The sequence below is a fragment of the Providencia sp. PROV208 genome (genome assembly GCF_028479465.1).
GTDB lineage: Bacteria > Pseudomonadota > Gammaproteobacteria > Enterobacterales > Enterobacteriaceae > Providencia > Providencia alcalifaciens.
In genome coordinates this window covers 336,205-359,440 of the sequence record NZ_JAMPNS010000001.1, presented here as the reverse complement: position 1 = coordinate 359,440, position 23,236 = coordinate 336,205, and the positions used below count along the sequence as shown (strand labels likewise).

General features: G+C 42.2%; 20 protein-coding genes. 6 read left to right on the top strand and 14 right to left on the bottom strand.

Annotated features, from left to right (window positions below; all coding sequences use genetic code 11):
- Positions 1 to 195 precede the first annotated feature (195 nt).
- Positions 196 to 906 carry an SDR family oxidoreductase gene (locus PR766_RS01600; protein WP_006660835.1) on the top strand — a complete coding sequence of 237 codons (711 nt, stop codon included), beginning with the start codon at positions 196 to 198 and terminating at the stop codon, positions 904 to 906.
- Positions 907 to 944: 38 nt separating this feature from the next.
- On the opposite strand, the gene cobB is transcribed toward PR766_RS01600, so the two are convergent.
- Positions 945 to 1,772 carry a Sir2 family NAD+-dependent deacetylase gene (gene cobB / locus PR766_RS01595; RefSeq protein WP_006661451.1) on the bottom strand — a complete coding sequence of 276 codons (828 nt, stop codon included), beginning with the start codon at positions 1,770 to 1,772 and terminating at the stop codon, positions 945 to 947.
- A gap of 292 nt (positions 1,773 to 2,064) precedes the next feature.
- Between cobB and PR766_RS01590 the strand changes: the two genes are divergently transcribed.
- On the top strand, positions 2,065 to 2,562 hold the full coding sequence (locus PR766_RS01590) for a TIGR00645 family protein (protein WP_006661450.1): 498 nt from the start codon (positions 2,065 to 2,067) through the stop codon (positions 2,560 to 2,562).
- A 73-nt stretch (positions 2,563 to 2,635) separates the two neighbouring features.
- On the opposite strand, the gene PR766_RS01585 is transcribed toward PR766_RS01590, so the two are convergent.
- Entirely contained in the window at positions 2,636 to 3,613 is a 978-nt protein-coding gene (locus tag PR766_RS01585; RefSeq protein WP_006661449.1) for an alpha/beta fold hydrolase, read from the bottom strand.
- A gap of 187 nt (positions 3,614 to 3,800) precedes the next feature.
- Between PR766_RS01585 and PR766_RS01580 the strand changes: the two genes are divergently transcribed.
- From PR766_RS01580 to PR766_RS01570, 3 genes are all read left to right on the top strand, one after another.
- Positions 3,801 to 4,406 (top strand): TetR/AcrR family transcriptional regulator, encoded by a 606-nt coding sequence (locus PR766_RS01580; protein ID WP_036961329.1) that lies wholly within the window; start codon positions 3,801 to 3,803, stop codon positions 4,404 to 4,406.
- 30 nt (positions 4,407 to 4,436) lie between these two features.
- Entirely contained in the window at positions 4,437 to 5,618 is a 1,182-nt protein-coding gene (locus tag PR766_RS01575; protein ID WP_154636426.1) for an SGNH/GDSL hydrolase family protein, read from the top strand.
- Between the two features lie 132 nt (positions 5,619 to 5,750).
- Positions 5,751 to 6,302: a class IV adenylate cyclase gene (locus PR766_RS01570; protein WP_154630998.1), complete on the top strand. Its 552-nt coding sequence runs from the start codon at positions 5,751 to 5,753 to the stop codon at positions 6,300 to 6,302.
- A gap of 39 nt (positions 6,303 to 6,341) precedes the next feature.
- On the opposite strand, the gene lolE is transcribed toward PR766_RS01570, so the two are convergent.
- The 3 genes from lolE to lolC are packed head-to-tail and all read right to left on the bottom strand — an operon-like array spanning position 6,342 to position 9,485.
- Positions 6,342 to 7,589 (bottom strand): lipoprotein-releasing ABC transporter permease subunit LolE, encoded by a 1,248-nt coding sequence (gene lolE / locus PR766_RS01565; protein ID WP_006660828.1) that lies wholly within the window; start codon positions 7,587 to 7,589, stop codon positions 6,342 to 6,344.
- Positions 7,589 to 8,290, bottom strand: coding sequence for a lipoprotein-releasing ABC transporter ATP-binding protein LolD (gene lolD / locus PR766_RS01560; RefSeq protein ID WP_006661444.1), 702 nt, complete (start codon positions 8,288 to 8,290; stop codon positions 7,589 to 7,591). The genes lolE and lolD overlap by 1 nt, the downstream gene beginning before the upstream one ends.
- Positions 8,283 to 9,485 carry a lipoprotein-releasing ABC transporter permease subunit LolC gene (gene lolC / locus PR766_RS01555; protein ID WP_036978948.1) on the bottom strand — a complete coding sequence of 401 codons (1,203 nt, stop codon included), beginning with the start codon at positions 9,483 to 9,485 and terminating at the stop codon, positions 8,283 to 8,285. The genes lolD and lolC overlap by 8 nt, the downstream gene beginning before the upstream one ends.
- A 227-nt stretch (positions 9,486 to 9,712) precedes the next feature.
- Between lolC and mfd the strand changes: the two genes are divergently transcribed.
- Positions 9,713 to 13,159, top strand: a complete 3,447-nt coding sequence (gene mfd / locus PR766_RS01550) for a transcription-repair coupling factor (RefSeq protein ID WP_154630997.1) — start codon at positions 9,713 to 9,715, stop codon at positions 13,157 to 13,159.
- 88 nt (positions 13,160 to 13,247) lie between these two features.
- Here the strand turns inward: mfd and PR766_RS01545 are convergent, their stop codons facing one another.
- From PR766_RS01545 to PR766_RS01505, 9 genes are all read right to left on the bottom strand, one after another.
- Positions 13,248 to 13,613 carry a tetratricopeptide repeat protein gene (locus PR766_RS01545; RefSeq protein WP_006661441.1) on the bottom strand — a complete coding sequence of 122 codons (366 nt, stop codon included), beginning with the start codon at positions 13,611 to 13,613 and terminating at the stop codon, positions 13,248 to 13,250.
- A 4-nt stretch (positions 13,614 to 13,617) separates the two neighbouring features.
- Positions 13,618 to 14,220, bottom strand: a complete 603-nt coding sequence (umoD, locus tag PR766_RS01540; protein WP_006660823.1) for a UmoD family flagellar biogenesis regulator — start codon at positions 14,218 to 14,220, stop codon at positions 13,618 to 13,620.
- 518 nt (positions 14,221 to 14,738) lie between these two features.
- Positions 14,739 to 16,043, bottom strand: a complete 1,305-nt coding sequence (locus PR766_RS01535) for an NAD(P)/FAD-dependent oxidoreductase (RefSeq protein ID WP_154636425.1) — start codon at positions 16,041 to 16,043, stop codon at positions 14,739 to 14,741.
- 296 nt (positions 16,044 to 16,339) lie between these two features.
- The gene (locus PR766_RS01530) at positions 16,340 to 17,959 is read right to left on the bottom strand and encodes a bifunctional metallophosphatase/5'-nucleotidase (protein ID WP_154636424.1); all 1,620 of its coding nucleotides are present in this window, start codon (positions 17,957 to 17,959) and stop codon (positions 16,340 to 16,342) included.
- A 17-nt stretch (positions 17,960 to 17,976) separates the two neighbouring features.
- Positions 17,977 to 19,326: an OprD family outer membrane porin gene (locus tag PR766_RS01525; protein ID WP_006661439.1), complete on the bottom strand. Its 1,350-nt coding sequence runs from the start codon at positions 19,324 to 19,326 to the stop codon at positions 17,977 to 17,979.
- Positions 19,327 to 20,253: 927 nt separating this feature from the next.
- On the bottom strand, positions 20,254 to 21,291 hold the full coding sequence (nagZ, locus tag PR766_RS01520) for a beta-N-acetylhexosaminidase (RefSeq protein ID WP_392397801.1): 1,038 nt from the start codon (positions 21,289 to 21,291) through the stop codon (positions 20,254 to 20,256).
- Positions 21,292 to 21,345: 54 nt separating this feature from the next.
- Entirely contained in the window at positions 21,346 to 22,230 is an 885-nt protein-coding gene (locus PR766_RS01515) for a thiamine kinase (RefSeq protein ID WP_036966022.1), read from the bottom strand.
- Positions 22,223 to 22,816 carry a penicillin-binding protein activator LpoB gene (lpoB, locus tag PR766_RS01510; protein ID WP_006660816.1) on the bottom strand — a complete coding sequence of 198 codons (594 nt, stop codon included), beginning with the start codon at positions 22,814 to 22,816 and terminating at the stop codon, positions 22,223 to 22,225. Before lpoB ends, PR766_RS01515 begins: the two co-directional genes overlap by 8 nt.
- Entirely contained in the window at positions 22,813 to 23,232 is a 420-nt protein-coding gene (locus tag PR766_RS01505; protein ID WP_006661436.1) for a YcfL family protein, read from the bottom strand. Before PR766_RS01505 ends, lpoB begins: the two co-directional genes overlap by 4 nt.
- Between the last annotated feature and the right edge of the window lie 4 nt (positions 23,233 to 23,236).

Genomic DNA, 23,236 nt, shown 5'->3' with positions numbered 1-23,236 from the left:
GAAAGATCACAGAAACAATTATTGTCTCAAATCAGATTTGCAGCTAAAGAGTGAGCAAGATAACTAATTAATTTAATTTTATAGTTCATTTCCTACTGCATTTTTGGATAACTCATTGCGTTAAGTACTATGTTATATAATGGATATCTTATATAACTAAATCCACTATAAAATAATTTATTGGATGGAGGCACAATGACAAAAACATTTTTAATTTATGGTGTAAGCAAAGGATTAGGCAAAGCATTCGTTGAAGCTCTACCTGATTACACTGATACCGTTTATGGTGTTTCCCGCTCTGAGCCGCCCTTTAAAAACCCACGATTTCATTGGCTTCCCGCGGATCTGAGTGACTCTCAATCCGCATTGACTATCAAAAACCATATAGGGGAACAGCCCATTGATGTGCTTATTTATAATGTGGGTATATGGGAAAAATTAGCCTTTACCGCTGAATATGATTTTGAATCCACCAGCGATATTGAATTACTGACCATGATTCAGACCAATATCAGCGCCTGCCTATTAAATATAAAGGCGCTATTGCCCAACTTACGTTTGGGGAGCAATAGTAAAATTATTTTAATTGGCTCAACATGGGGGCTCGATAATCATAATGGTAAAGAGGTGACATTTAGTGCAACAAAATATGCACTGCGAGGGATTGTACAATCGTTAAGGGAAACCTTACGCCAAGATAAAATCGGTATTTCAATTTTGAACTTAGGCTATCTAGCCACAGAATTCCCGCTATCGATGCCTATTGATGAAGTCATTGCGAATAGTGAAGGAACGTTAATCCCATTACAAGATGTGCTGAATGCCGTACGTTTTATTCTGAGTACAAGCAACGCGACTTGTGTAAAAGAGATAACGATGCCAGCCATGCTGGATGAAAACGTTTGATCGTCATGCAATTAGGGAGCTATCGCTCCCTACTATTATCATGATTTGTGATTGAGTTTTGCAAGTAAGTCATCCACATAGTCACTCACAACTTTGCTCGCTAAGCCATAATGGCGCTCTTCAAATTCACTTTCTACTTGGCTAGGTTCTAAGTTTAGCTGCACCGTATGAGCCCCTTGCAAACGCGCTTCATGCACAAAGCCCGCTGCCGGATAAACGTGTCCTGATGTGCCTATCGAAATAAACAGGGTCGCTTCCCCTAATGCTTGATAGATCCTATCCATTTCAAATGGCATCTCCCCAAACCACACGATGTGCGGGCGTAAAGGTTGTGGAAATTGGCAACAGTGACAACGTTCCTCAACCGATAAATCCCCTTTCCACTCCAGAACTTGGTTCGACCAATTACAACGCACTTTGAGTAATTCTCCATGCATATGCACAACACGCTTGCTACCCGCACGCTCATGTAAATTATCAATATTCTGAGTAACAAGCAGAAATCTATCCCCAAGAGCGTGTTCTAATTTTGCTAATGCATAGTGCGCTGCGTTTGGCTGAATATCCTCTTGCTGTAACTGACGACGACGTTCATTATAAAAACGCTGAACTAATTGGGGGTCACGCGCAAAACCTTCGGGTGTCGCAACATCTTCTACGCGATGCTCTTCCCACAAACCATCTGCTGAACGAAACGTTTGAATTCCTGACTCCGCAGAAATACCCGCACCCGTTAATACAACCACGTTAATATTTTGCATACTCAACAGTTTATTATCAATGTAGTAAGAACGATTACGAAGTCGCTGACGGCGTTTGCATTTGTTTTTACTTGCTTTTTTCATTCTACGGCGAAATCGCAACATCGGAAATTTCCTTTCATCCTTGCAATGAATTTGTCGAAATACAACTCTAGTAAAAAAACCTAATGACAATAATTATGTCATTTATACATAATTTGAATAGTAACATACTAGCATCCATCATCCTCAGCAAAGTAAAACAATTATCCCAATAATCTCGAGTTAATAACTTTTTTATTATCAAAAGGACATTTTTTTCACTTTTTGATGACAAAAAACTTTATCCTCATCACACCTAACCGCTAAAATACCCATCATCTCTCTATTTTTGATTTTTATAATTTGAAGGATTGGCATGGAAAAGTTTTTTGAAAGAATGATGTACGCATCACGTTGGATCCTCGCACCCATCTATTTAGGGCTATCGCTGACATTGCTCGCGTTAACCATTAAATTTTTCCAAGAAGTTTTTCATATCCTGCCAAATATTTTTGCCATTCCAGAGTCAGATTTAATCCTAACTCTGCTCTCACTGATTGATATGGCGCTGGTTGGTGGTTTACTGGTGATGGTCATGTTTTCAGGCTACGAAAACTTCGTCTCGCAGTTAAACTTGTCAGATCATCATGAAAAACTCAATTGGATTGGCACGATGGATGCCACCTCATTGAAAAATAAAGTGGCAGCCTCCATTGTCGCCATTTCATCAATTCACTTATTAAAAATTTTCATGAACCTCAAAAACGTCGAAAACGATAAACTTATGTGGTACGTGATATTACATCTGACCTTCGTGCTGTCGGCGTTTGTAATGGGCTATCTCGATAAAATGACCAAAAAAAACAAGTATTAATCACTAATACAGCTAATAGACAGAAAAGGAAGCCAATGTTAGCTTCCTTTTTGATTAACCTACGGTGTGTCCATTATTTTTTTAAGAATGGCAAAATGTGGCTCATTAATTGCTCAGGACACTCTTCTGTCACAAAGTGACCACATTCACCAAGTATCGTGCCTTGTAACTGAGTCGCCCGCCCTTGTAACGTCTGTTGTGGGGCATCTCGTGTTGCATGGTCGGCCCCAATCGCCAAGACTGGCATGGTCAATTTTTTCTGCGCCCGCACTTTATTTTGCTCGATAGTTTTAGGGATAGCTCGATAGTAAGCAAACCCAGCTCTCAGTCCGCCCGGTGAAGAATACGCATCAATATAAGTTTGTGCTGCAACACGATCACGACGATATGCCCAATTATCAAAGATAAAATTGAGATACTCACTCTCTTTGCCCGCGGTCAGCATTTCAGGCAAATCATGGACTTGGTTAAACATAAAATGCCAAAGAAAGATATTATCCTCAGGCGCAACAAAGATACTGGGTGCAGGTGCCAACCCTGGAATAACCGCTTCAGTTAACGCAATTTTGTTCACTTCTGATGGATAATCACTCGCCAGTGCATACCCCACCCACATGCCAATATCATGCCCTATCACTGAATAGTGAGGATGACCCAATTGCTTCATCATTTCGTGTAATGTCGTTGCGGCAGCGCCCGTATCATAGCCATTGTCTGGCTTATCTGAATACCCTGTTCCCAGTGGATCGACAGCAATAGCGGTATAACCATTAGCAGCAAGTTCTGTCATCACATAACGCCATGTATACCAAGTTTGCGGCCAGCCAGGAATCAATAATACCGGCTCCCCTTCCCCTGCGGTAACATAGTGAAGGCGCTGCCCGTTCACTTTCACATAGTGATGTTGAAAGCTGGCTTCATTCGCCTCAATGGTTGGAAGCGCAGCACTTTTGACTGTTTGAGTTAGATTTCCTGCTGCTAACGTAGCTGTTGCTTGCAAAGAGAGCGTCATCAGGGAGACGAGCAACACCTTTTTAAATACCGAATTCATATTTGTTCCATACACTTTTATGTGAGTAAAAAGCCACTCATTCACGAGTCGCATCAATTGTTTGTCGATCAACAATAAATAGGTTAAAGGTTTTTTCAATTCTTTGTCAATCGATAAACAATAATTATTTGTCATTCGACAAAGAAGTGATAGTATGAATGCATTATCACTTAGAGGAGCAATTGTTATGGCAGGAAGACCGAGAGAGTTCGACCGTGACGCGGCATTGAATAAAGCTAAGCTTGTCTTTTGGCAGCGGGGCTATGAAGGCACGTCGATGTCTGATTTAGTGTCTGCACTGGGAATTGCATCTGCACGTATTTATGCCGCATTTGGCTCAAAAGAGAATCTTTTTCGTGAAGCTATTGATCTTTATCTTAATCAAGAAGGTGCTTTTGCAGATACTGCCCTGCAAGAACCCAATACCCGTTTCGCTATAGAGCAATTGTTAACCCAAGCCGTAGAAACCTATACCCAGAAAGAGCATCCTCAAGGCTGTATGGTGGTACTCTCACTCACTAACTATGCCAGTGAAAATGAAAATATCATGTCTTGGTTAGCCAGTTATCGACAAGCTCGTACTACGGCTATCATGCAGCGCCTAAAAGATGGCGTGATCGCGGGTGATTTACCCTCTAATACCGACACTCAAGCGTTAGGTCATTATATTGCAACACTATTTCATGGCATTTCCATTCAAGCGCGCGATGGAGTGAGTCAAACACATTTACTGGCCATGGTGAATGTTGCAATGCGTGGTTTTGATTCATTTACAGCAACATCAACACGCTAATTTTAAGCGTGATTTCTAGGATAAAGCACAATGTCACCATTAAATGCATCCACCCATCATTCATGGGTATGTACATGGCTTTCTACCTCACAACCCACAACGGACGAAGCATTTCCATTTTCTCTGGAAATACCAACATCATTGTGCGAACAAACCTTATACCAAACATTACGTATCACGTTAGGGGGTAACAAACTGCGTTTTGTTTTCTCAAACCGCTATGGCTCTCAACCTTTAGTTCTAGGAGATAACGCCATTACCGTGACACCCCCTTTAGGAGAGTCATGGACGGCTCCTATTCAGTTTAATGGTCAAGCTCAGGTCACTATCCCTGCGGGGCAAGTGATATACAGTGATGAAATAGCGCATCCCATCGCCGATTTATCCGAGATAATATTGCTCAGCTACTTTCCTGAGCTCACTCCCGTGGAAACCTTCCATTGGGATGCTCGTCACTACTCTCAATTAGCATCAGGCAACTGTGTTCATAAAGCCTATCCCAATAACAGTATGCCAATCAGTTCGCGTTTATTATTAGAACGCGTTGATACTCAATCCGATACACATAATCAAACGGTTGTCGTGATTGGCGATTCGATGGTAGATGGTAACGGCGTCGAGATGAATCGTTATCATCGCTGGGTTGATTTCCTTGCCGAGCGTGCCATTCCTCATAAAACCGCCGTAGTCAATGCAGGGCAATCGGGGTCCCGTTTGCTAAAAGATGGCATTGGGATCAGTACATTATCTCGCTTTCATCGCGATGTTATTGACCTGGAGGGCGTCACCACGTGTATCGTTCAAGTCGGCTTAAATGATATTGGGCTCGCGCAAACAGCCCTCGCCCCAATAAACTGTATACCGACTGCCTATGAATTAATCGAAGGGTATCGGCAATTAATTCGCCAAGCTCATGAACATCATATTCGCGTAGTGGGTGTCACGCTCGTTCCATTACGTTCTACAGAAGAATATGGATTAGAAAATTTCTATACTCCCGAGAAAGAAGTCATTCGCCAAGAAGTTAATCAATGGATGCGTAACAGCGGTGAATTTGATGCTGTGATTGATAATGAACAATGGGTTCGCGACTCTCAAAAACCTCAACAATTGGCTTTAGTCTATGATTCTGGTGACCATCTCCACCTTAATTATGCTGGGCATATACTCATTGCCAACGCGATTTCCCTTGATGACATTATTGGTATTTAAAACAGCAAGGCGCGAACACTTCTTCGCGCCTCATTAACTAGCCATTCTTTGATATGGCTTAACATAATCTTCAGTCTCATTATCACCCTTTATGTTACTATGCTCCCACCCTAAATCATCTTGGATAGCGGAATGAGTGAACATTTCGTCGGTAAGTATGAAGCCGAAATTAAATTCATATTGCCCAATTCAGACACATTTCTGGCGCAACTTACCCAGGATAACGCTGAAGTATTTACAGTGAATAATCATGAAGTTGATGATTTTTTTGATTACCCTGATAACCCGTTAGCTACACAAAACATCAGTATGTCGGTCAGAGAGATGACCCCATCAGGAATTAAACTGTGGATTGTCAAAGGACCCAGTTCATCTGAATGTAAAGCGATAGATATCGCAGACTGCCAGCATGTCAAAAATATGCTGACCACATTAGGTTATCAGTGTTACCTCACCCTCGCTAAGCAACGGAGTATCTACTTTTTAGATGATATCCATATCACCATTGACTACTTAGAGGGCATTGGCTGGTTTGCTGAATTTGCGATTATGACTGATGATGAGAGTGAGTTAGACAACTTGTATACAAAGTTACTGTCCACCGCCGAAAAGTACGGTTTTAATGAGGACTTAATTGAAACGCGTAGCTACAAGCAGATCTATCTCGAGTGTATGGCTAAATAATGAAAGGCGGCGCGAATATCATCATCCGCGCCGAATAGATTACTGCCCGCTTAAAATACGGGCTGGGTCTAATTTACTGGCACGTCGTGCTGGGTACCAACTTGCCAATAAACTCAAAATCACTGTCGTGAAGAGAACATAAACCACATCCATCACATGCAGCTCAGAAGGCAAGAAATCAATAAAATAGACATCTCCGGATAAAATAGGATGACCGATAATCACTTCCAATCCTTTAATCAGCGTCGTCAAATTTAACGAAACTAGCACTCCCAACACCACACCGATTAATGAGCCAATCAATCCACCAATCAACCCATACCACAGGAAGATCGCACGAATTTGCCTATCTTTTGCCCCTAATGTCCGTAATACAGCGATGTCGCTACTTTTGTCTTTCACTGCCATCACCAACGTGGAAACAATGTTAAAGCACGCTACACCGATGACTAAAATCATCGCTAAGTACATGACGCTACGTACGACTTGAATGTCATTGTACATATAGCCGTAATCGCCAATCCAGCTTTTCACCACAACGTGATGCATGGTTTTAAGACCCGCGTCATACACCACTTTATCGGCTTCAAAAGGATCTTTAGCTTTAATTTCAAAGCCACTGATACCATTACCATAACCTAAATATTCCTGAGCATCCGCCAGCGGAACGAGAGCAAGTTGATGGTCAAGCAAACCACTTAAACGAAAAATACCCGTGACTTGAACACGAATGCGTCTAGGTTGTTGAATTTTCATGCTGTCATCAGTATTAGGGATCATGATAGTCACCCAATCCCCTACTTTCACATTCAACGAGTTAGCAACCCCTTGCCCCAAAATAATTGATTGTTTCCCCGCCTCAAAGTGTTGCCAAGCATCATTCAAAATAAACTCAGGTAACGCACTCACTTGCGATTCTGTTTCATGGGATACGCCCATAATCTGAATTGCTTTAAGATTGGCCCCACGCTCAAGTAACCCCGTAAAATTCACATAAGGGCTAACCGCTTGTACACCGGGCGTTTTACGAATGACATTTTGAGCAAATTCCCAATCTTGATAAGGTGCTTCTACCGCATAAATTTGCCCATGCGGTACCACGGAGAGAACTCGGTTATTTAGCTCTCGCTCGAAGCCATTCATGGCACTTAAACCAATAATTAATACCGCAACACCCAATACAATGCCCAGTGTCGACACAATCGACACCAAAGACACCATCCCTGTCCTGCGGCGTCCTCGGCTAAATCGCAATGCCGCTAAAAGCGTCAGTGGCATGTTAATCATTACATTGCCCCCAACGTAATTTCCTGTTGCAGATGGCCATCACGCATTTCTAAACGACGGGATAAACGATTTGCGAGTTTCATATCGTGGGTAACCACCAAAAACGCCGTTTTTTGCTTGCGGTTTAATTCCCCTAGCAATTCAAAAATTGCATCCGCATTACGTAAGTCGAGGTTACCCGTAGGCTCATCTGCCAAGACTAATGCAGGGTCATTCACGAGCGCTCGGGCGATGGCCACTCGTTGACGTTCCCCGCCCGATAGCTCTGATGGGCGATGATTTGCGCGATGCCCAAGCCCTACTGCCGTCAACATTTCAGTCGCTTTCGCTAACGCAGTCGCTTTTGCCACACCACCAATTAACAGCGGCATTGCCACATTTTCTAATGCAGTAAAATCAGGTAATAAGTGGTGAAACTGATAAATAAAGCCTAAGTCTTTATTTCGAATAGCCGCACGCGCATCCGATGAAAGCTGGTTAATATGCTGCCCGCGGAAAATAACATTACCTTGAGACGGTGTATCTAGCCCACCCAGTAAATGTAATAAGGTACTTTTCCCCGAACCTGAACTCCCAACGATAGCCATTGTTTCGCCTTCGTTCATCGTGAAGCTGACATTTTTTAACACTTCTGTGGAGAGTGTGCCTTCTTGATAAATTTTGCTTAAATGTTCACAGACCAGAAGTGGTTGGTTATTCATATCGTAAAGCCTCAGCAGGTTGAACCGCTGCCGCACGCCAAGAAGGATAAAGCGTCGCCAGCAATGAAATCAGCATCGCGCAAAGCGCAATAATTAGAATACCCGGATAATCGAGTACAATCGGGAGTGTAACTCCACGTGGTAATAAGCCAATTAACGGCATAATGACATTTAATTGGCTCGATAGTAGCGTGCCCAGAACAGTACCAATTAAAGTACCAATAATGCCCGCTCCTGCGCCTTGGATCATAAAGATAGTCAGAATTTTACTACGCTTTAGCCCTAAGGTTTTCAAAATCGCGACTTCGCCTTGTTTTTCCATCACTAATAACGATAACGACGTAATAATATTAAACGCTGCAACGGCAATAATCAGGCTCAGTAATAGCCCCATCATGTTTTTTTCCATTCTGACAGCTTGGAAAAACTCACCTTTGCGCTCACGCCAATCTGTCCAAACTAAGCCTTCTGGCAGCGCCTGCTTACTTGCCACATCCACTTGTAATGGTTCATCTAGGTATAAGCGCCAGCCTGTAATATTCCCCGCAGGATAACGCAACATACGCGCTGCATCCGGTTGAGCAACGATCAGCTCACTGGTATCTGCTTCCCCATTCGTTTGGAAAATGCCCGCAACCGTGAATAAGCGTTGGCTTGGTATGCGTCCCATTGGCGTGAGTTGACTGACACCAGGAATGATTAAACGGATTTGGTCACCACGTTTCACACCGAGTGTTTCTGCCAGTCGATTCCCGAGAAAAACGTTATATTCGCCATCAATTAAATCGTGGCGATCGCCGCTGATCAGCTTATCCAGAAGCAATGAGGATTCATCAGAACGAATTCCGCTCATCATCCCCACCCCGACGTTCGTTCGGCTTTGCAAAACCACTTCCGATTGAACAATCGGCTCGATTTTTTTCACGCCGTGTAAATTTTTCAAGTCCGTAATAGGATGTTGATTAGGATCGATATTTCCGGTACTTGAAGTCAATATAGCCTGTGGCATATAAGCAAGTATGCTATCTTGTAACGAACGTTCGAAACCATTCATCACGGACGTTACGGTAATCAATGCCGCAACACCAAGCGTAATGCCAATCGCCGACAAGCTGGACACAAAACGTCCAAATTTATCGACCGCACGCCCACGCATATAGCGTAGACCTATAAAGAGTGAGACAGATTGATGCATGAAAACGTAATGTCCCTGTTGCCAAAGCGAAGTGTTCAGGGATAATAAAGGGTACGATAGATGAATGGAACCACCCAACCGCGCTTTTGTGGTTTTTTTTGTTATTAATACTATTTGTTTAGATCACTTTCAGACTACTCAATGAGTTCTGTGGGTCGTTTAATTAATTTTTAATTGCCTAACTAATCATTAATTAACTAGTTAGCTATGAGAAGCTGAATATTTCTATGTCGTCAAATTATCGTTATGAACTTCCAAGTCGTGCTGGAGATGTCCGCCATTTAGGCTGTTTAATCGGTGCTGCGGGTCCTTTAGAATGTGCAGAGATGATCGAGCGCCATCAAGGACCTGTCGTCATTGTCACCCGTGATATGCAAAATGCATTGCGTGTTCATGATGAACTTCAACAGTTTACCCAATATCCGATCGAAACCCTCTCTGATTGGGAAACGCTACCCTACGATAATTTTTCGCCGCATCAAGAAATCATTTCTCACCGTTTATCCACGCTATACCGCTTACCAACCTTGCAAAAAGGGGCGTTGATTCTGCCGGTCAATACCTTGATGCAGAAAGTCTGCCCTGTCGATTTCCTTGCTGGGCATGCTTTAGTGATGGCAAAAGGCGATAAGCTCTCGCGTGATAACCTTCGCGAAGAGCTGGATAAAGCGGGATACCGCCATGTAGAACAAGTGCTCGAGCATGGTGAATATGCGATTCGCGGGGCTTTGCTTGACCTTTTCCCGATGGGAAGCGATTTCCCCTTTCGTATCGACTTTTTTGATGACGAGATTGACAGCCTGCGCACCTTTGACGTGGATACCCAGCGTACCTTAGAAGAAGTTAATGCCATCAATTTACTTCCAGCGCACGAATTTCCGACAGATAAAGACGCTATCGAGCGCTTTCGTAGTCAATGGCGTGAACGCTTTGAAGTTCGCCGTGACCCAGAACATATTTATCAGCAAGTCAGCAAACAAACACTACCAAGCGGTATTGAATATTGGCAACCCTTGTTCTTTGCGGAGCCATTACCGTCTTTGTTTGAATATTTACCTGCCAATACCCTGTTTGTTTCACAAAACTTACAAGAACCCGCTGAACGCTTCCAACAAGATGCTCAGCAACGTTATGAAAGCCGTGGCGTTGACCCAATGCGCCCATTACTTCCGCCAAGCGAATTATGGTTAACCGTTGAACAACTGAATCAAAACTTAAAAAATTGGCCTCGTGTTCAGCTTTCTACGGAAAAACTGCCTAAAAAAGCCGCTAATACCAATTTAGATTATCAGCCACTTCCTGATATTAGCACGCAAGGACAAGGTAAAAATCCGCTAGAAAAGTTGCGACAATTCACCGAACAATTTGATGGCACTATCGTGTTTTCTGTTGAGAGTGAAGGTCGTCGTGAAACGGTCAGTGAACTACTTGGGCGACTAAAAATTCGTCCTGACATCATCAGCAATTACTTCAGCCAAACTCAAGGTCGATTTGCCATCACCATTGGCGCAGCAGAACATGGCTTCATTCAGCCCGAAAGTCACCGCGCTTTAATTTGTGAAAGTGACTTACTGGGTGAACGCGTGGTGCGTCGCCGCAGTGATCAACGTCGAACTATCAATACCGATACACTGATTCGCAACCTTGCGGAATTACGTCCTGGTCAGCCCGTGGTACATATTGAGCATGGGGTTGGTCGTTACCAAGGTTTAATCACCCTAGAAGCTGGGGGTATTCCTGCAGAATATTTAATTCTTACCTATGCTGGTGAAGATAAACTGTATGTACCCGTCTCTTCATTGCATTTGATTAGCCGCTATGCAGGAGGTGCCGATGAAAATGCACCGCTGCATAAACTGGGTAGCGATAGTTGGGGACGTGCGCGCCAAAAAGCAGCGGAAAAAGTGCGTGATGTGGCCGCTGAACTTCTGGATATTTACGCTCAACGTGCCGCCAAAGCCGGCTTTGCATTTAAACATGATAAAGAGCAATACCAAGAATTTTGCCAAGGCTTCCCATTTGAGACCACCCCAGACCAAGAGATGGCAATTAACGCGGTATTAAGTGATATGTGCCAACCGTTGGCGATGGATCGCTTAGTCTGTGGCGACGTTGGTTTTGGTAAAACAGAAGTGGCGATGCGCGCAGCATTCTTGGCCATCAATAATAATAAGCAAGTTGCGGTACTGGTTCCCACCACATTATTAGCGCAGCAGCATTACGATAATTTCCGTGACCGATTTGCCAATTGGCCTGTGCGTATAGAAATGTTATCGCGCTTTAAAACGGCGAAAGAACAACAACAAATTATTGCTGAAGCCGCAGAAGGTAAAGTTGATATTTTGATTGGCACTCATAAATTGCTACAAAGCGATATTCAATGGAAAGATCTCGGTTTGCTGGTTGTGGACGAAGAGCATCGATTTGGCGTTCGCCACAAAGAGCGTATTAAAGCGATGCGAGCCGATGTCGATATTCTCACCTTAACCGCAACGCCAATTCCACGAACCTTGAATATGGCAATGAGTGGCATGCGTGATTTATCGATTATCGCCACCCCACCAGCTCGCCGTTTAGCCGTGAAAACCTTTGTACGCCAATATGATGATTTAGTCGTGCGCGAAGCCATTCTACGTGAAACTCTGCGTGGGGGTCAGGTTTACTATTTATATAACGATGTCGAAAATATCGAAAAAGCCAAAGCACGCCTTGAAACACTAGTGCCTGAAGCACGATTCGTTGTCGGTCATGGGCAAATGCGTGAACGTGAGCTTGAGCGTGTGATGACAGATTTTCACCATCAACGCTTTAACGTTTTGATCTGCACAACAATTATTGAAACAGGTATTGATATCCCAACCGCCAATACGATTATTATTGAGCGAGCCGACCACTTTGGTTTGGCGCAGTTACACCAATTACGCGGTCGTGTGGGTCGTTCCCACCACCAAGCTTACGCCTACCTGCTCACACCACATCCAAAAGCTATGACAACCGATGCGCAAAAACGTCTCGAAGCAATATCCTCTCTTGAAGATTTAGGTGCTGGATTTGCATTGGCAACTCATGATCTGGAAATTCGTGGTGCAGGTGAGTTATTAGGTGAAGATCAAAGCGGACAAATGACCACGATCGGTTTCACTCTATACATGGAGTTATTGGAAAGTGCGGTCGACGCCCTGAAAGAAGGACGAGAGCCGTCACTTGAAGATCTGACTCATCAGCAAACAGAGGTGGAATTGCGTATGCCAGTGCTACTTCCTGATGAGTATATCCATGATGTAAATATTCGCCTTTCATTCTATAAACGGATTGCTAGCGCTAAAGATCACACTGAGCTGGATGAACTCCGGACTGAATTAATTGACCGTTTTGGGACATTACCGGATGCGGGTAAATTCTTGCTATCTACAGCAGGCATTCGTTTACAAGCTCAAAAGCTGGGTATGAAGCGTATTGAAGCCCACGAAAAAGGCGGCTTTATTGAATTCAATGAGCGCAATAAAGTTGACCCAATGTTCCTGATTAGCTTACTGCAAAATCAACCTAAAACCTTCCGTATGGAAGGTCCTGTTCGATTAAAATTCTTCCATGATTTATCGGACAGAGCCACTCGCTTAGCATTTATAAAACAGCTTGTTGCTGATTTTGATGAACATCAGCTAGCTTCATAGGCTCAATATTGAACAACAAAAAAGCCATCAATTCATGTTGAATCTGATGGCTTTTTTATACTGTCTGAATGTAATTTAGGTGAGATGATTACTTTTTATTGGAGTATCCTATTGCCTCTAAATGACCGAGCGCATCACTGTTACCTTGCGCCGCCGATTTTAGAAACCATTCCAAAGCTTGATGAGACTCAACCGATAAATGCTCGCTGGTTTCACACATCATCCCCATCATGTATTGCGCTTGTGAGTGCCCTTGCGTAGCCGCTTTCAAATACCATTCAATCGCTTTTGCCTCATCTTCTTCAACCCCTTCGCCTACATCATATAGGGTGGCAATTTGGTATTGTGCTTGCGCATCTCCACTTTTAGCGTTCAGCATTAATTCATTTAACGGTAGCAAGTCCGCTGAGGTAACACCCAAGAACCTCTGTAATTTTTTGAATAGGCTCGTCATTACGTTACTCAAATAACCCAAAGGTATTTTTACCTGTTTTCACTTCAAGTATGGTGGACGGTTGATAGGATTTGGGTAGATCGTTAGGCTTCATACAATAGAATGGCAAAATATCTTTTGTACCTTCACGCAACGTTTCACACGCAGCATTGCTGGAGATGGTTAAATCTAACTGCCCATTTTCATTTAAAGGAATAAACACCGTTGGTTCATACGGCATTCTCACTTTACCAATCGTATCGCCAATACGGTAAATAACATCATAGCCGACTATAATTTGTTCCAAACTTTTGGTGATGACGCAAGTTCTCGGTTCATGACTGGAAAATGGGGGGAATGATTTACCTTGTAAGGATTGAATCATTAAGATGGTTCTACATTCTCGCTGAGCTGGGTGCCAACGGGATAACGACTCTTGCGTAAATGAACCCAAAATCCCCGTCACTGAACAATTTTCATGTTCAATCATTCGCGTCGCACGAATAGGCTCAGTAGATAATACCGTCGCAATTTTCAGTTCATCACTGCGAACAAAAGAGAAATAACCGACAACAATTAAGCAAACGGCAACAAATGCGGCTAGTAACAACTTAATTTTTAGCTTCATTCTTTGCCCTTTGATTGAAAAGTGAATGTGATAGCTATTGTAGCCTATCTATTATCAACTACATTAATAACATACAATAAATATGGTTTTTTAGATTTGTCTGAATAGAAGACTTACATCTTATTTACTTGCGCGTAATAAGTTTACCGTGAATAAGCGTAAATAATTAACCAAATCAGTTTCAATATATTACATAATTAGGGGGAAATTACCTACCCATTTGTTTTTAATAAATAAAATTAATTTTATCTATGAATGAGTACAGTGACATTATCCTAATTAATAATATGCTGTTTTTTTGTATTAAATCACACTTAACTCAAACTCATTGAGTTAATTAGCGACGTTTATAGTGTGTGTTTAATGGATAGTAATTAAAATATATGTGTCGTTTTTGATAAACCGCAATAACATATTTTAATATATGTTCATTCAGATTAGATAATGCACACAATTATTCACCAATAATCGTGTGCATTCTTATGATGACGGTACTGAAAATAATCAATAATCGCCGATTAATGTAATTTCAGTTTTGGTCGAATAATGCGGTTAATACTACCGACAAGCATCATTAGGCCTGTTTTGATATAGCCATGCAGTGCGATCTGGTGCATACGATACAGTGAAATGTAGACAAAACGCGCAATACGCCCTTCTACCATCATATCGCCACGCATTAAGTTCCCCATCAAGCTACCCACGGTACTGAAACGAGATAATGAAACTAATGAACCGTGGTCTTTATAGATATAATTTTTTAATGGCTTATCTTTCATTAATGCCACGATATTGTCATAGCATAGGCTCGCCATTTGATGAGCAGATTGTGCTCTCGGTGGAACAAATCCGCCTTCCGGTTTTGCACAAGATGCGCAATCACCAATCGCAAAAATGTGCTCATCCAGCGTAGTTTGTAGTGTCGGTTTAACCACTAATTGGTTAATGCGGTTAGTTTCTAACCCAGCAATATCTTTCATAAAGTCTGGCGCTTTGATCCCAGCTGCCCATACCATTAAGTCCGCATAAATTTTGCCATCTTCTTTGGTATTTAAACCATCCGCATCGGCACTGGTTACCATGGTTTTTGTTAATACTTTCACGCCAAGTTTGTTCAGTTCTTGATGGGCTGCACTGGAAATACGTGGAGGCAATGCGGGCAAAATACGCTCCCCTGCTTCTACTAAAGTCACATTCAACGCATCTGTATCTAACCCTTTGAAACCATAGCTGGTGAGTTGCTCTACAGCGTTATATAACTCGGCAGAGAGCTCTACACCTGTTGCCCCGGCGCCTACAATCGCGATATTCACTTTCTCTTCAGCATTATCGCGTACTGAATAACGCAAGAACAGGTTCAACATTTCATCATGGAAACGATGTGCTTGGGTTGGGCTATCAAGGAAAATACAGTTGTCTTTGACGCCCGGCGTACCAAAATCATTGGAGGCACTACCCAACGCCATCACTAAAATATCGTAATCAATTTCACGTAGCGGGACTAATAGTTCTCCGTCTTTATCACGCAATTCACCGAGAACGACTTTTTTATTTTCTCTGTCAATATTCGTGAGAGAACCTAATTGAAAATGAAATGCATTATGTCTTGCATGCGCTAAATAGCTAATAGCATCAACACCATCATCGAGCGAACCCGTTGCGACTTCATGTAGCAGTGGTTTCCATAAATGGCTTGGATTACGGTCAATTAGCGTGATATCCGCACGTTTTTTGCGTCCTAATTTACGCCCCAAACGAGTTGCCAGTTCTAAGCCACCAGCACCACCGCCAACAACAACGATTTTAGGTTGAGTTAAGGTCATATGCCCCTCATATAAAATATATTAATGTTATTTAAGGTTTCTAATAACAAAAAACTTAAATAACGCTAATTCACCCTTTTTTATGTTGCTTAGTCGTGAAGAATATCATGCATGGACATTTGGTCATACCAAATGTTGATGCAAATCAATTTAGTTGATTATTATGACAACGATCACAATCGTCAAATCATTTTTTGAAAAAAAAGAAACGAGTCAGCGGAATGTCGATTTAAAACAAAAAAGCCCGAGAATGGCGTTATTCTCGGGCTTGAAACCTAGTATTTTGTGAGGGTATTTTACTTCAGTTTTTTAATACGCTCGTCCGTTGGTAACTGAACTGGCGAGTTATCTTTGAAGTATTTCATCAATGCTTCGTTGTCTGGCAAGCTATAAATACGATCTTTACCTTGTTTAAAGGCTGAGAAGCGGCTACCGCCTGTGGCTAAAAATTCATTTGCTGCAACACGATAGCTTTTCTTCATATCAATTGGCTTGCTATTTAATTTCATCGAGCCTGCAATCACTTTATCGCCTACCGCACGGCTGTCATCCCATTCGTAATAAAAACCGTGGGAAACCGGCATGACTTGTGGGCGTTCACGCTCCCACTGTTGCTCTAACGCCTGTTTAATTTGCTCACCTGTTAGAGATTGCGTCACCACGACATTTGAGAATGGCTGCACCGTAAAGATATCACCGTAGGTCAGCTCCCCTGCTTTGAGATCAGCACGAATACCACCGCTGTTCATAAAGGCAATTTGGGCGCCGCCCGCATCTGGGGTGGCTGCGACATATAACTGAGCATCCGCGATAATTTTACCCAAAGTGGAATCACCACCAGCGGCTAATTTTTTATCTGCGGGAGCACTTAAGGTGCCCATCACCTGCTCTGCAATCGGTTTTGAGATGCGCTCGTAGTTCTGAATAAAACGGCTTAGTTTCGGGTCTTTACCATAACGGCTGGTTTCAACCGGAATGTTTTTCGCATTAATGCTGACAATGTCTTTGGTTTTTCTATCAATTTCAATATTCAATTGGGACAGCAACGTCCCGTTCGATTGCGCTGAAATGACTTTTTTACCATTGATGTCACAGTTATAGGCTTGGTGTGTATGTCCACTCACGACAAAATCCACATCGGCATCAAGCTGTTTAACAATCTCAACAATTGGCCCTTTGATATTATCGCAACGGTTAATGTCTTTCACTTTGGTATCCACTTGTTGAGTTGCCCCTTCGTGGATCAAGACACCAATACTACGAATACCCTGCGCTTTTAGTAGTTTAACTTGTTGGTTAATGGTCTCAGCTTCATTTTTAAATTCTAAGCCCGCAGTACCACTCGGCGTAACAATGGCTGGTGTTCCTTCCAGCGTTAAGCCAATGAATGCCATTGGCACACCATCAAACTGTTTCACGTAATAAGATGGGAATAATGTTTCACCTGTCTCTTTTACAATCACGTTAGCGGCTAAATAGTTAAAATCAGCCCCCGCAAAGGATTCTTTTCCTACACAGCCCGCCGTAGGATGACATCCACCATTTTGCTTTCTCAGTAATTCAACTTTACCTTTGTCGAATTCGTGGTTACCCACGGCACTGGTCTCAAGACCAATTGCGCTCAAAGCCTCAATGGTTGGTTCATCGTAGAACATGGAAGAAAGTAATGGGCTTGCGCCCACTAAATCGCCAGCACCCACAATAATCGTGTTGTCATTTTCTGCTTTTAACTGCTTCACTAATGTCGCAATCGACTCAATACCGCCAAGTTTGCCATCTCCAGGCGCTTGCAATGCGCCATGGAAATCATTAATACCAATGACTTGAACTTTAACCGTATCAGTCTGTTTCGTGGCACAACCTGCTAACAGGGCACCTGAAACCAGCAATGTCACTAAACTTATTTTATGATTCATTTATTAATTGCCTCTAATTACATTTTGAAGCGATAGGTCGTTGTCATCGAACCCGATAAAGAGTGAGCACGACGTGAGTCACCGTCATACAGTTTTGGTGTCGAGTTATCCGATTCTTGCTGATGGTGCCAGCCCATACCGCCACTTAATGAAACAGACAGATTTTCAGTCGGTTTCCAGTAAGTGAATACGCCCACTTGTCCTTGTTTTAAACGTTCGCCAGAATAAGAGAATTCACTGTAGTTGCTGTTCGCACCGACAGACCAAGTAGGGTTAACTTGATATTCGGCTTTTAATGCCAGCATAGTTTCGCCATCACGCACATAGTCGATATCCGCATAAGCTGGTGAGTTAAAACGACCACGTGTGTTACCGATTGGGTTACGGGCAAACTGACCTACACCATTTGTTTTATGTGCAGTCGTATGTGTGATACCCGTCATCAAAGTCCACGGTGTTTCCGGAACGCGCCATTCAATTTCACCCGCATAGTGCCACGCACGTTTATCAAAGTTTTGTTTACCGCGTTTGGTGTCTGTCGATGTCCGTTTACCATCGCTACCATACTCATGACCATAAATCTGAGAAGATAATGTGATATCCGAGTTTAGCTTATATTTGATTTCTAAGCCTTGTTGACGGAAAACATCATCAGCTTGACCAATGAAGTAAGACGCTTTAAGTGGTTTCGTATTGTAATTAATCCCACCAGTCACGACATGATTGATGTCGTGACTGACGCCATTTCCGTCACGGAAATACATTCTGTCAATATTTGGACTATCTCGACGCATCACTTTGCCATCAAGATACAGTAAATCTAAGTTCCAATCACTAATGGCGGTATTGGTGTAGTAACCATTATAAGTGTTTAATGACAAACGTTGGGAGTTAGTAAAAATACCCTTGTTTTTCAACGTAAACCAACCTGCTTTACCGTTAAAATTAACAGGCTCTAAATCCAATTTAAATTTTGCATAACGCTGACCTATCTTGTTATAGCCTTTAGCCTCACCGTCATCGTTATATAAAATGGCTCGGGATGCGAAGTCTTTACTTGCCGCCAGTTTGATCGCGCCGTAATAGGATGCATCAAAGCCAATAAAGTCGGCAAAATATCCAGATTGGTAATCTAGTTGAATATTTTGCCCCCAAGCTTGAGCCACTTGCTTTCTGTAACGTTTTTCGTTGGCATCGTAACGATTTTCTGATTTTAGATATTTCCACATATTTCGAGTAGAAAGCTCTAATTCAGAGTCTGCAACAAATGAGTTTTCCTTGATGGCATTTTCCCAATCGCCTGCATTAGCCCCAAATGCAACAAAACAAGATGGAAACAATATTAACGCTATTTTTTTGACTTTCATTTGAATTAAACCTAGTCGTGATTATTAGAATATAACTATCCGCATCCAATATTCATTGGATGTTATGACGCCTTACTACTTTCAATACGTAATAATTTATTTAGCTTTAATTACTGCAAGAATTTTTTTAATTATTTAATTTAAGTTTCACCTTCTATTCTTTAAGCAAACTTAATTTTTCGCCATGTAAGAATAAGTTTTAATTATTTTATAAGTCGAAATAATTCATCCAACCACACTTATTTAATTTAAGTTTTCACATGAATTCAAATTTATTTGGACGATATTTAGCCACACCCATCAAAGAGTGTTTGACATTAAATTTCATAATGAAAAGTATGCTAACGTAATTTTGTGTCAATTAATACGATCGATGTCACAACAAACTAGATGCCTTGCAAATCAGGTATCATCTGATGTGATATTAATCACTTTATTGCTTATCCGTAATTAACTAACACGCCATATTTAAACAATTTTTTTGCTAATTTAATCATTCTATATTTAATAGAATCTTCCACAAAAAAGTGAGAAATTCGGCACAGTTAGATCAACAATATTTACCCATTATTAAAACAATTAATTTAAATGCCTACATCGGTCAATCATTCTGTTCTTAAGCAATATACTCGTCTTAACAGCATAAAAATGTTTATCATTCCCTATACTTTAATATAATTTAATGCTTGAAAAACATTATTTCTAGGAAATATTCCTATAGGTAAAGTTATATTACGTGATATTAATGTATAATTTTCGTACATATCCTTAATGCTACTGCAATATTTCTAATCAAATATCGCAACCTATTTTTTTACTTGCTTTATTTTCCCAAAATAAGGTTACCCGTAACTTATTCAGCCTATTTAAGATAAAAAAAAACCGATGAGATAATCCTCTCATCGGTCTATTTTCAGTGTAATTTAATTAGCGATTACGATGCTCTTGCCATTTTTCATGTAAATCGACTAATTGATGATGACTCTGTTTCCAACGCTCCACTGATTGCAGCTCACTTAATGTATATTGGCGACCACTGTGGTAAAGCTTAGATGCTCGGCTGTCATCTTGTTTTGGCAAATTATCCAGTACGCTCACTGCACCTTCACGATTGTTGCAAACCAAGATCATGTCACAACCTGCATTTAATGACGCTTTTGCTCGCTCTGGGTAACTTCCCATAATAGCAGCCCCTTCCATGGATAAGTCATCCGAGAAAATAACCCCGTTGAAACCAAGTTGTTCACGTAACACGGATTTCAACCAGAACGGAGAGCCACTTGCAGGACGGTCATCCGCTTGAGTGTAAATCACATGGGCTGGCATAATAGCGTCCAATAACTCACGTTGAATAAAGTCTTTAAAAATAGACATATCTTTGCCACGAATTTGCTCTAATGAGCGATCATCTCGAGGTGTTTCTTTGTGTGAGTCCGCTTTAACCGCGCCATGTCCCGGGAAATGCTTACCGGTGGTTTTCATGCCTGCGCTGCGCATTCCTCGAATAAAACGCTCTGCCATCGTCATGGCGATTTCAGGATCGGCATGGAATGAACGTTCACCAATGGCAATACTTTCATGCCCTAAATCCAACACAGGGGCAAAGCTAATATCAATATCCATGGCAATCATTTCTGCTGCCATTAACCAACCAGCTTCTTGTGCTAATTTAGCACCATCCATTTGATTATTCAGTGCGGCAAACGCCTGCGCGGACGGTAATGCAGTAAAGCCGTCACGAAAACGCTGTACGCGACCACCTTCTTGATCCACCGCAATCAATAAACGGTGTCTTGATGCATCGCGGATTTGGCGAACTAATTCCCGCAGCTGCGCCGCATCATGGAAGTTACGGGTAAATAAAATTAACCCGCCTACCAGTGGATGAGCTAAAATTTCACGCTCTTCGTTGTCCAGCTCATAACCCTGAACATCCAGCATTATCGGACCCATAACATGCCTCACTTGATTAATTTTTAACAAATTCTTGTGTATTCACTGATGTTTTCTATTGCCCGATTACAGACTAAAATAGTCTCGTAATGGGGCTGAATCATTTAAAAACTGCGCGTGCTGACGCTGACACCACTGCACTTCATACCACATTAGCGTCATGTATTTAACCCATGGCTCCCATTGCTGGCAATGACGAGCCAAATGATGTTTATCTTTATACGCACCAAACGTTTGGCAATAATGCGTCAAGAAATAATCACGTTGCTCTAGCGTCAGACTATTGAATTGAAAATAAGTTTCTAATGATAAGCCAATATCCGTATTCGCCGCATATTCCCAATCCACTAACATCGTCGGCACTTTTTGCTGACAAAGTACGTTCCCTGAATGAATGTCCATATGTGCAGGTGCAAGTTTGATAACGTTTGGCATCGGGGCGTATAGGAAATGATGATGTAATCGTTTCCATCGCGAAGATATTCTTTTTTTATCAATTCGATAGCCGTAATGCGCAATCTCATTACGTAACGGTAATCGGTAGCTTAATAACGTCTGACAATGAAGCTTGGCGACTATCTCTGCCAGTTGGTATTGAAATTTAGAGGAAAGAAATTGTGCTTGGCAAGGATGATCGCCTGCAACCCATTCGAGTAACAACCAATCAGAGTTTCGCCCTATCACATCAGGCGAGTAAGCAAAATGCTTGAGTTGTTTTAAAATACGCGCTTCTTTGCGCCGATTAACAAACAAAGCACTCTGTGCTTGCCCTTCTGCTCGGGCAATTAATTTGATCGTCGAAAACGTTTTCTCGGTTCTAGAAACGGGCTGACTTTCAAGTAAATAACTACCACCGGATAAACCCGCTAATGACGAAACTTCCCAGCATGATGGTAAAATAGCTGGGAAGCATTCACCGAGTAATGCAAACAGAGAGGAACGATTACTCAATACTCTGTTTTCCAGACCAAACAATCTCACCGGTTTGTACTTCCATTAACTGCATTTCAATGCTGCGTTCTTTCGTTGAGCCGGACATCACACTGTAAATCACATATTGTGCTTGAACATAGCGTCCTAACCCAATTGCTTTACTACGCGTCACCAGACTATCATCCTGCGATAATCCTAACGTTTTACGCGCGGCAGCGACAACACCTTGGGGGACGACCTTGAATTTATTGGTTTTCGTTACTTCATTAGTTAATGCCGCTGTCACAGCCTGTGAAGGTAGACTTCCACTGGTATTATTTTTCACGGAATCGACTAACAATACTTTGCCACTTTCAACACCATCATCCGCAACCATTTTATTCACCAATGGTTGTAATGCACTTGCCCAGTCCGTTGTTTGCTGCTTAGGCGGCATAGGTACCGTGTCGGTTGGTGGCGGTGTTAAATCAGGTTGTTTTTCAGGTTGTGTTCCTGGGGTGACGTCCGGTTGTACAGGGACAATAGGCGGTTTAGGTCCTTGCGGGACTGATGGACAACCAGCCAAAATAAATGCTGCCGCTGCGACCAATAAGATCCGTTTCATTGTGACTCTCCAGCCGTTGAAGGTAAGAAAACATAGATACGAGCATTGCGGGCAAGTGGAGATGTTGTCACCTCTTTCAGCATTACTGACGAATTCGCAGGAATCATCTGAGGCTGACTTTTCGTGGAATCCACTCTTAAACCTTGCTCGTCGTACCAAAAAATACGATACAGCACAGTTACCGGTGTTTTTTCAATATTGCTCATATTAATGGTCGTCGTAGCCGTTACGTTTCCCACCTTGATCACCGGTTTTTCTACAATCACTCCTGCCGCTAGCACGGAGGGTTCCATCACCACACGCTGCTGCTCATTAAACGATAACCCTGTTTTTTTGTTCCAAACACAGCCACTTAAAAAAGCGGTAAGTAAGCTGAGTATCGTGGCATATTTTAAGACTAATGCAGCGCGTTTCATGATG